The sequence below is a fragment of the Methylibium sp. genome (genome assembly GCF_013817365.1).
Classification (GTDB): Bacteria; Pseudomonadota; Gammaproteobacteria; order Burkholderiales; family Burkholderiaceae_C; genus Methylibium.
The window spans coordinates 1-8,947 of sequence record NZ_JACDCU010000134.1; the positions used below are offsets into that span (position 1 = coordinate 1).

The 8,947-nt window shown below is 70.7% G+C and carries 8 protein-coding genes; 1 reads left to right on the plus strand and 7 read right to left on the minus strand.

Annotated elements, in window-relative coordinates:
- The 6 genes from H0W38_RS10080 to ssb form a co-directional block, all read right to left on the minus strand.
- Positions 1 to 1,018, minus strand: a 1,018-nt coding sequence (locus tag H0W38_RS10080; protein ID WP_292453464.1) for a cation:proton antiporter, incomplete at its 3' end; no start/stop codon positions are given.
- 130 nt (positions 1,019 to 1,148) lie between these two features.
- Positions 1,149 to 3,596, minus strand: a complete 2,448-nt coding sequence (locus H0W38_RS10085; protein WP_292453467.1) for an EAL domain-containing protein — start codon at positions 3,594 to 3,596, stop codon at positions 1,149 to 1,151.
- A 1-nt stretch (position 3,597) separates the two neighbouring features.
- Entirely contained in the window at positions 3,598 to 4,296 is a 699-nt protein-coding gene (locus tag H0W38_RS10090; protein ID WP_292453468.1) for a methylamine utilization protein, read from the minus strand.
- 19 nt (positions 4,297 to 4,315) lie between these two features.
- Entirely contained in the window at positions 4,316 to 5,188 is an 873-nt protein-coding gene (locus H0W38_RS10095; protein ID WP_292453470.1) for a DUF4394 domain-containing protein, read from the minus strand.
- A 249-nt stretch (positions 5,189 to 5,437) separates the two neighbouring features.
- A complete protein-coding gene (locus H0W38_RS10100; protein WP_292453473.1) occupies positions 5,438 to 5,830 on the minus strand; it encodes a co-chaperone YbbN in 393 nt (130 codons plus the stop codon).
- 154 nt (positions 5,831 to 5,984) lie between these two features.
- Positions 5,985 to 6,497, minus strand: coding sequence for a single-stranded DNA-binding protein (gene ssb, locus H0W38_RS10105; RefSeq protein ID WP_292453475.1), 513 nt, complete (start codon positions 6,495 to 6,497; stop codon positions 5,985 to 5,987).
- Between the two features lie 149 nt (positions 6,498 to 6,646).
- Between ssb and recQ the strand changes: the two genes are divergently transcribed.
- Positions 6,647 to 8,551 (plus strand): DNA helicase RecQ, encoded by a 1,905-nt coding sequence (gene recQ, locus H0W38_RS10110; protein WP_292453477.1) that lies wholly within the window; start codon positions 6,647 to 6,649, stop codon positions 8,549 to 8,551.
- A gap of 21 nt (positions 8,552 to 8,572) precedes the next feature.
- Here the strand turns inward: recQ and H0W38_RS10115 are convergent.
- On the minus strand, positions 8,573 to 8,947 hold a 375-nt coding region (locus H0W38_RS10115; protein ID WP_292453479.1), incomplete at its 5' end, for a hypothetical protein.

Below are 8,947 nucleotides of genomic sequence, written 5' to 3' on the forward strand. Positions count from 1 at the left end.
AGACGGTGAGCGCCGTGTTGAGCGGGTAGCGAAACAGCAGCACCACGGCGGCAGCCGCCAGCGACTTGCCCAGGACGATGATGCCCACCACGGCCAGCACCTGCCCGGGCCGCTCGATGAGCACGCGCGGCTCGAACAGCATGCCCACCGACACGAAGAACAGCACCGCGAAGGCGTCGCGCAGCGGCAGCGATTCCTCGGCGGCGCGCTGGCTGAACTCGGACTCGCGCATCACCATGCCGGCGAAAAAGGCGCCCAGCGCAAAGGACACGCCGAACAAGGCCGCGGAGCCGTAGGCGATGGTCAGCGCCGCGGCCACCACGCACAGCGTGAACAGCTCGCGCGAACCGGTCTTGGTCACCTGCCACAGCAGCCAGGGGAAAAAGCGCCGCCCGACCACCAGCATGAGGGCGATGAACACCACCACTTGCAGCAAGGTGACGCCGAGCGAGGACCAGACATTGCCGCCGGCATCGCTGCCCGCGGCCGTGCCGAGCGCGCCTGCCACCGCCGGCAGCAGCACCAGCACCAGCACCATCGCCAGGTCCTCGACGATCAGCCAGCCGACTGCTATGCGGCCGTTCATCGAATCGACCACGCCCCGGCTCTCCAGCGCCTTGAGCAGCACCACCGTGCTGGCCACCGAGAGCGACAGGCCGAACACCAGCCCGGCCCCGAGATTCCAGCCCCACCAGTGAGCCACCCCCATGCCGAGCAGGGTCGCCACCGCCATCTGCGCCACCGCACCCGGCAGGGCGATCTTGCGCACCGCCATCAGCTCGTCGAGCGAAAAATGCAGGCCGACGCCGAACATCAGCAGCATCACGCCGATCTCGGCCAGTTGCGCGGCGATGGCCATGTCGGCCACGAACCCCGGCGTGGTCGGGCCGATCAGGACGCCGGCGAGCAGGTAGCCGACCAGCGGCGGCAGCTTCAGCCGCGCCGCAAAAAAGCCCAGCACAAGGGCCAGTCCCAGGCCCGCGGCGATGGTGGTGATGAGCGTGACTTCGTGGGGCATCCGTGACGCCGCACCGGCGTGTCGTGCGGCGGGCCGACCGCGCCGCTTCGGCGGTGCAAGTCTGTCATAGGCCCGCGCGCCGAAGCGGCGGCCGGCACACGGCGAGCCGGGCCGTGAACAGCCCGCGGGCTCAGTTCAGCAAACGCACGAAGTCCGAATCGAGCGGAACCTGCTGCACGGGCGGTGCGGCCCATTGCTGCATCCACTGCGCAAAGACCTCGACCGGCATCGGCTTGGCAACGAGGTAGCCCTGCGCCTCGTCGCAGCCCAGCGCCTGCAGCATCTTCCAGGCCTTGGCCGTCTCCACGCCCTCGGCGACGACGCTCAGGCCCAGGTTGTGCGCCAGGTCGATCACCGAGCGCACGATCTTGGCGTCGTCGAGGTCGCTTTCCATGTTGAGCACGAAGCTCTTGTCGATCTTGAGTTCGTCCACGGGCAGGCGCTTGAGGTAGGCGAGCGACGAATAGCCGGTGCCGAAATCGTCGATCGACAACTTGAAGCCCAGGGCGTGCAGGCGCTCGAGCGTCTGCAGCGCGCGCTGCGGGTCATCCATGATCGCGCTTTCGGTGATCTCCAGGCACAGGGTGAGCGGCAGGGTGCCGTGCAGGGCGGCCAGGCGCTGCATCTTCTCGGGGAGCTCCTGATCGAGCAGGTCGCGCACCGACAGGTTGATCGACAGGTGGATGTCGCTGCCCGAGCGCGCGAGGCGGCTCAGTGCCTCGGCGCCTTGCGCGATCACCCATTGGGTGACTTGGCGGATGAAACCGGTCTGTTCGGCAAAGGGAATGAATTGCATCGGCTGCACCAGGCCGCGGGTCGGGTGCTGCCAGCGCACCAGCGCTTCGGCGCCCACCACGCGGCCACTCGCCAGCGAGACCTTGGGTTGCAGCCACAAGCGAAGCTGCCCTTCCTCGATCGCGGTGCGCAACTCGCTCAGCAAAGACAGCGACTCCTCGCTGCCGCCGTCCTGCGCCGGGAGGTAGCGCGCCACGCCGAGTTGCCGGCGCTTGGCCGCGTACATGGCGACTTCGGCGCGGCCGAGCAGCACGTCGGCCTGGTCGCCGTCCGACGGGAAGCAGGCGATGCCGATGCCCGCGCCCAGATCGACGGTGTGGTCGTCGAGCGCGATCGGCGTCTCGAAGGCGTGCAGGATGCGCCGCGCCGCGTTGCCGGCCGCGTCGCCGTCGGCACCCGGCAGCAGCATCGCGAACTTGTCGCCGCCCAGGCGCGCGGCCATATCGCCGCTGCGCCGCACGCCGAGCAGACGCTGCGCCACCTCGCGCAGCAGGCGGTCGCCGAAGCGGTGGCCCAGCACGTCGTTGACATGCTTGAAGCGGTCGAGGTCGAGCATGAGCACGCTGAAAGGCGGCCTCGCGTCGCCGGCGCGCACGACGGCGTCGCGCAGTTCGCTGCGGAAGCGCTCGCGGTTGGGCAGGCCGGTCAGGTCGTCGTCGAAGGCGAGCCGGCGCACTTCCAGGTCGCGCGCCCGCACGGCCTGGCGCATCGCCTCGAAGGCCTGCGCCAGGCGGCCGATCTCGTCGTCGCCCGCGGCCGGCACCGCCTGCGCGTAGTCGCCCGCCGCGAGCCGGCGCACCGAAGCAGACAGCGCAACGAGCGGCGTGGTGATGCGCCGCGCGGTGATCACGCTGCCGAACGCGAACACGGCGACGGCCGCCAGCGTGAAGGCCAGCAGCAGCCACTGCAGGCGCCGGTAGGGCGCGGCCGCATCGTCGAGCGAGCGCATCAGCACGGCGACCGCCTGCTGCTGCGGATCGCGCCCGAGCGGCACTTCGCTGGCCACCACCGCACCAACGAGCCGGCCGGCGTCGGCTTCGTCGAAGTGCAGCCGCAGAGCGCCGGGGTCGGCCGGGCGACGCGCCGCGCCGGCGGTGCGCGCCGCGATCCACTTCGAGGTGAAGCGCTCGCCGTCGGCCGTGCCCAGCGTCGAGCCGAGCAGGCGCCAGGGCGTCTCGGGCGAGCGGCGCGTGAGCATGGCGACTTCGATCATCGACAACGAACGCATCTCCTCGAGCAGCGAGGTCTGCACGCGAAAGCCCATCGCCACCCAGCCGATCAGCAGCGGCGCACGCACCGGCACCACCACGAGCTGGAAGGGCTCGCCTTCGAGCATCACCACCTGGTCGTCATCGACCGCGGCCGTCGCCATGCGGCGCAGCAACGGCAGGAAGCGATCCGCCCCTTCGACGGTGGCGGCCTGGAGTTGGAACTGCGAATCGGTGAACACCGCGATGTCGGCATCGATCCGCCCAGCCTGGTTGGCCAGCGCCGAAGCCAGGGTTTCGGCGTCGCGGCTCGCCACGGCCGATCGAAACCCGAAATCGGCCGCCAGCAGCCGGGCGGTTTCGGTCAGGCGTTCGGCGTTGTGTCGCAGCAGGCGCAGGAAGATGCGCTCGCCGGTGCGCAGCTCTTCGCCGACCGAGGCGCGGGCGCCTCGCTCGATGCCCGAGCCGATCAGCAGCAGGCTGGCGAGCTGAACGGCCAGCAGCAAACCGAGGAAGAGCGCGACGATGCGGAACTGCAGGCCGCGCCGCGACAGGAACCCGCCTACCGGGCCCATGTCAGCGGGGCTCGATGCCGAGCGTCACGGAGGCGTCGGCGCCGCCCACTTCGAGCGGCTGCAGCGGCGCGTCGGTCTCGGCCGGCAGGCCGGGATGCCAGACCTGCACGCGGTGCTTGCCGGGCGGCAGTTCGAGCCGCGCCTGGCCCTGAAGGTCGGTGCGCGCGAAGTAGGGCGTGTCGACCACGCGGATGAACGCCGACATCGCATCGTGAATGTTGCAGCCGAGCACGGCGGTGCCCGGCTTGTCGAACACCACGGGTTGCGTGGGCGTGCCGACGTACAGCTTGATCTCGAAGGTCTTGATGGGCGAGAACGAGTAGACGTGGTGGCGCACCGTGTCGTGGTTCGGAAAGTCGACCGGCGTGCCGGTCTGCACCGCCAGCACGGCGGGCACGAAGCGCTTGCCGCGCTGGCCCATCTCCACAGGCGGCACGCCGCTCGCCCGGCGTGGTGCGCCGTCCACGAACACCGCCACGACCGCGTCGGCCAGCGGCGCGCCGCCGGCGCCTGTCACGGTGATCGTCAGCGTGGTGGCGGCGGCTGGTAACGAAGCGAGGGCGGACGCGCCGAACGTCAGGCAGACGGCCAGGCGGCGCGCCTGGCGCGCCATGCCGCGACCGGCTTGCGTGTCAGCGCGCTCGCGGGCACCGGGGAAGCGCTGGGCGCCCGCTCGACGGGCCGCGATCGACGTGGACATGGAGCGTTGCTTCCAGGGTCTAGGGCTGGATTGCCAAGCCCTGCACCGCCTCGCCACCGGCGATGGTGCCGATGCGCGTGGCCGCGCCCGTGCCCAGATCGATGCGATACAGGACCGAAGCACGCGCGCCGGCGCCGGTGAGCGCGGCGTAGGCGATGTTGTCGACGTCGCTGATGTCGAAGCTGGCGCGCTCGAAGCGCCCGGCGCCCAGCGGCCCGACGGTGAACAGCCGCCCGGTGTTCGGTGAAACGGCGGGGGTCGTCCCCTCGCGGGTGCCCTGGGTGACCAGCACGCCCTGGCGCGCGTCGATCGCGAAGTTGGTGGTGATCTTCTCGTCGACCTGGTTGTAGCTGTAGGCGGCGGCGACCGCGGCGACCGGCTTGCCGGCGTTGGCGTCCGCCGGGGCCCACGCGATGGCGCCATCGGGCTGCAGCCCGTCGGTCTTGGCATCGGCGTCGACGACGGCGCCTGTGTCGGGGTGCAGGCGCAGGTTCTGCCCGGCGTCGCTGACGACGCGGATGCGGTCGACCGCCGGGTTGAAGTCGAAACCGAACTCGCTGCCGCGCAAGGCCATGCCGAACGGAGTGCCAACGGTGGAGGCGCTCGCGGTGGCGGTGTCCACGCGGTAGAGCCGGCCACTGCTGCCGAGCGCGAACAACTGGCCACGGGCCACGCGGTAATCGATGCCGAGCACACGCTCACCCGGCTGCAGGCCGGCGAGCGGGCGCTGGCTGAGAATTTTCTGCGGTTGGCCGGCATTGAAGCCGAGCAGGTGGTTGGCCGTGTTCACGGCATACAGCGTCTCTTTCGCGGGCGGGCCGATCGGCTCGTCGGGAACCGACGAACAGGCGGCGACGGCGAGGGCGGCGAGGAGGCCGGGCGTTCGGGTCATGGTTCGTTCAGAGAGATGCAGGCAGGAAGCGCAATGGTCCATGACGTGCGGCGTGCGCAAGGCGGGATAAAGCACGGTTTTCGGGCCCAGTCGCGGCGCCGGGTGCGAGGTGCAACGTAGTGCACGCCGAACAGGCGGGGCCGCGGGCTCCGAACCGGTAAAGCCGGTCGGCCGCTCGGCGACCGCGTGGTCAAGTGCTCCTGGACGTTGGGGCCGACAGGGCGCGCCGCCAGTCGTCCGGTGCACCGTTCAGCCGACCGACCGGCCGATCGCGCGCACCTGTATCACCAGAAGTTCGGCCTGCTGCGCCGGCACCGAAGCTCGCAGACCGGCGCGCCGCGCGGCGTCCAGGGTGCGCCCCAGCGTGGCGGCATGCGGCAGCAGGGCGCCGAGAAAGCGCACTTCGTTGCCCTTGGCGATCAGCACGGTGGGAAAGATCTCGATGTCCAGATCGAAGGCGGCCAGCGCGTCGGCCTCGTCCTCGATGTCGACCCAGGCGAAGCGCCATTGCGGCCGCTTGCGCGCCACCTGCTCGAACGTCGCCCGGTACTCCCGGCAGCTGCCGCACCAGTCGGCGCACAGGCAGGCGACGAGCCAGTCGTCGTCGTCGTGCGCGTCATCTTCAGGCGGCGGGTGCTGCATGGCGGCAGTGTGCCGCCTGTCGCCGGGCGCTGTCGGCGCTGCCGGCGCCGGCCGCTCCGATGGCCGAGCCCGCGCCCTGCGCACAAAAGCAAGGAGCCCGCGGTTCGCGAGAACCGCGGGCTCGGTGACGGGTCGGGCGGGGCCGGGTTCGTCGTCAGAACGGGATGTCGTCGTCCATGTCGTCGAAGCCGGTGGCCGACTTCTGCGGTGCGGCACGGCCGGCCGGAGCGCGCGGGGCGGGTGCCGGGCGGGCGCTTCGCTCGCCGCCACCACCGCCACTGCCACCGCCTTCACCGTAGCCGCTGTCGCCCGCGTCGCCGCCACCCATGCCCTCGCGGCTGCCGAGGAGCTGCATCTGTTCGGCGACGATCTCGGTGGTGTACTTTTCCACGCCGTCCTTGTCGGTCCACTTGCGGGTCTTGAGGCGGCCTTCCACGTAGACCGGGCGGCCCTTCTTCAGGTACTCACCGGCAATCTCGGCCAGGCGGTCGCGGAAGACCACGCGGTGCCACTCGGTTTCTTCCTGCATCTCGCCGGAATCGCGCTGCTTCCAGCGCCGGGTGGTGGCGATCGTGACGTTGCAGATCGTCCCGCCGTCGGGAAAGCTGCGGCTCTCGGGGTCGCGCCCGAGGTTGCCGATGAGGGTGACTTTGTTGACTGAGGCCATGCGGGCTGCTCCTTGGGCGCGAGACGGTCGAAGATTGTGCCGCATGGACCTGCGCCGAACCGCCCCCAAGGTGCACACCGCCGAGGGGTTGACCGCCCGCTACGATCGCGGGCTGCGCAAGCACCGCGCCCCTGTCCGACACCGCCTTCATGCTGCCTGCCACCACCGCTGAACACGCCACCGCCGACCCCCTCGCGATCCTGCAGGAGGTGTTCGGCTACGACGCCTTTCGCGGCGCCCAGGGCGAAGTGATCGAGCACGTGTGCGCGGGCGGCGATGCGCTGGTGCTCATGCCCACGGGCGGCGGCAAGAGCTTGTGCTACCAGGTACCGGCCATCGCCCGGCACCGCGCCGGGCGCGGCGTGGCGGTGGTGGTGAGCCCGCTGATCGCGCTGATGCACGACCAGGTCGGCGCGCTCGAAGAAGCCGGCGTGCATGCTGCATTCCTCAACTCCTCGCTCGACTTCCAGGCCGTGCAGCGCATCGAGCACGAGATGACGAGCGGGCGGCTGGTGCTGCTCTACGCCGCACCCGAGCGGCTGACCACGCCGCGCATGCTCGCGCAGCTCGACTCGCTGCACGAACGCGGCCTGCTGAGCCTGTTCGCGATCGACGAGGCGCATTGCGTTTCGCAGTGGGGCCACGATTTCCGCGAGGACTATCTCGGCCTGCACGTGCTGCACGAGCGCTACGCCGGCGTGCCGCGCATCGCGCTCACCGCCACCGCCGACGACCACACCCGCGCCGACATCGTCCAGCGCCTGCAGCTCGAAGACGCGCGCGTCTTCGTCGCCAGCTTCGACCGGCCCAACATCCGCTACCGCGTGGTCGAAAAAGAAGACCCGCGCAAGCAGTTGCTGCGCTTCGTGGCCGAGAAGCACGAGGGCGAGGCCGGCATCGTCTATTGCCAGACGCGCAAGAAGGTGGACGAAACCGCGGCCTGGCTCGTCGGCGAAGGCATCACGGCGCTGCCCTATCACGCCGGGCATGACGCGAGTGTTCGGCAGAAGCACCAGAACCGTTTCCTGCGCGAGGACGGCGTCGTCATGATCGCCACCATCGCCTTCGGCATGGGCATCGACAAGCCCGACGTGCGCTTCGTCGCCCACCTCGACCTGCCCAAGAACATCGAGGGCTATTACCAGGAGACGGGCCGCGCCGGCCGCGACGGCGAGCCGGCCGAGGCCTGGATGGCCTACGGCCTGGCCGACGTGGTGAACCAGCGCCGCATGATCGACGAGAGCCCGGCGGCCGACGAGTTCAAGCGCCTGCAGCGCGGCAAGCTCGATGCGCTGCTCGCGCTGGCCGAATCGCACGACTGCCGGCGCGTGCGCCTGCTCGACTACTTCGGCGAAGAGGGCCGGCCCTGCGCGCCGTATCAGAACGCCTGCGACAACTGCCTGAATCCGCCCGCCACCTGGGACGCCACGGAGGCCGCGCGCAAGGCGCTCTCGTGCATTTACCGCTTCGGTCATCACAGCCAGGGCCCGCGCAGCTTCGGCGCCGGCCACCTGATCGATGTGCTGCGCGGCAAGGCGACCGAGAAGGTGGCGCAGCACGGGCACGAGCGGCTGTCCACCTTCGGCGTGGGCGCCGATCTGTCCGAGCAGCAATGGCGCGGCGTGCTGCGCCAGCTCGTCGCTCTCGGCCATGTGGTGAGCGAGGGCGAATACAACACGCTGGCGCTGACCGAAAGCGCGCGCGCGGTGCTCAAGGGCGGCGTGCAGCTGCTGCTGCGCGTGCCGAGTGAAACGCCCAAGCGGAGCAAGCGCACCGGGCGCGTCACGAGCACGGGCGGCAAGGCCGCGAAAGGCGCGCCGGCCGACCTGGACGCCGCCGCACAGGCGCGCTTCGAGGCGCTGCGCGCCTGGCGCAGCGAGGTTGCGCGCGAGCACAATTTGCCGAGCTACATCGTCTTCTCGAACGCCGCCCTGGCCGAGATGGCGCGGCGGGCGCCCGGCACGCTGGGCGAGCTGGGCGAGATCAGTGGCGTGGGCGAGAAGAAGCTGGAGGCGTACGGGCCCGAAATTCTGCGGGTGCTGGGCGCCGGCTGAGCCGCACGCCCTCCGCACGTCTCACCAGAAATCCACACTGCGGCTCGCGTCCTCCCTTCGCGGCAGCCATAACTCGAGCACCCGCTCGGGTGTGCCCGCCTCTTCAGGCAACTGGCGGATCCATACCTCCACCGGCTTGCGGCCGGGCACCGACCAGGCTTTCTGTATCAAGGGGCGCAGCGCCTGCGCGCAGGCGCGCTCGGCCGCGCCGTGCAGCACGAAAGTGGGCTGCGGCCAAGGCACCGGTCGGCGCGTGCCGCGCAGCGAGGCGCTGCGCGTGACGTCCTCCACCGGCGCGACCTGCACGGCCTCGCCTGCGGCCTGCTGGAGTTCCCGGCGCAGCGCGCGGGCGAGCTGGCGCGAGGCCTCGTCGTAGACCTGGGTGTAGAGCTGCAG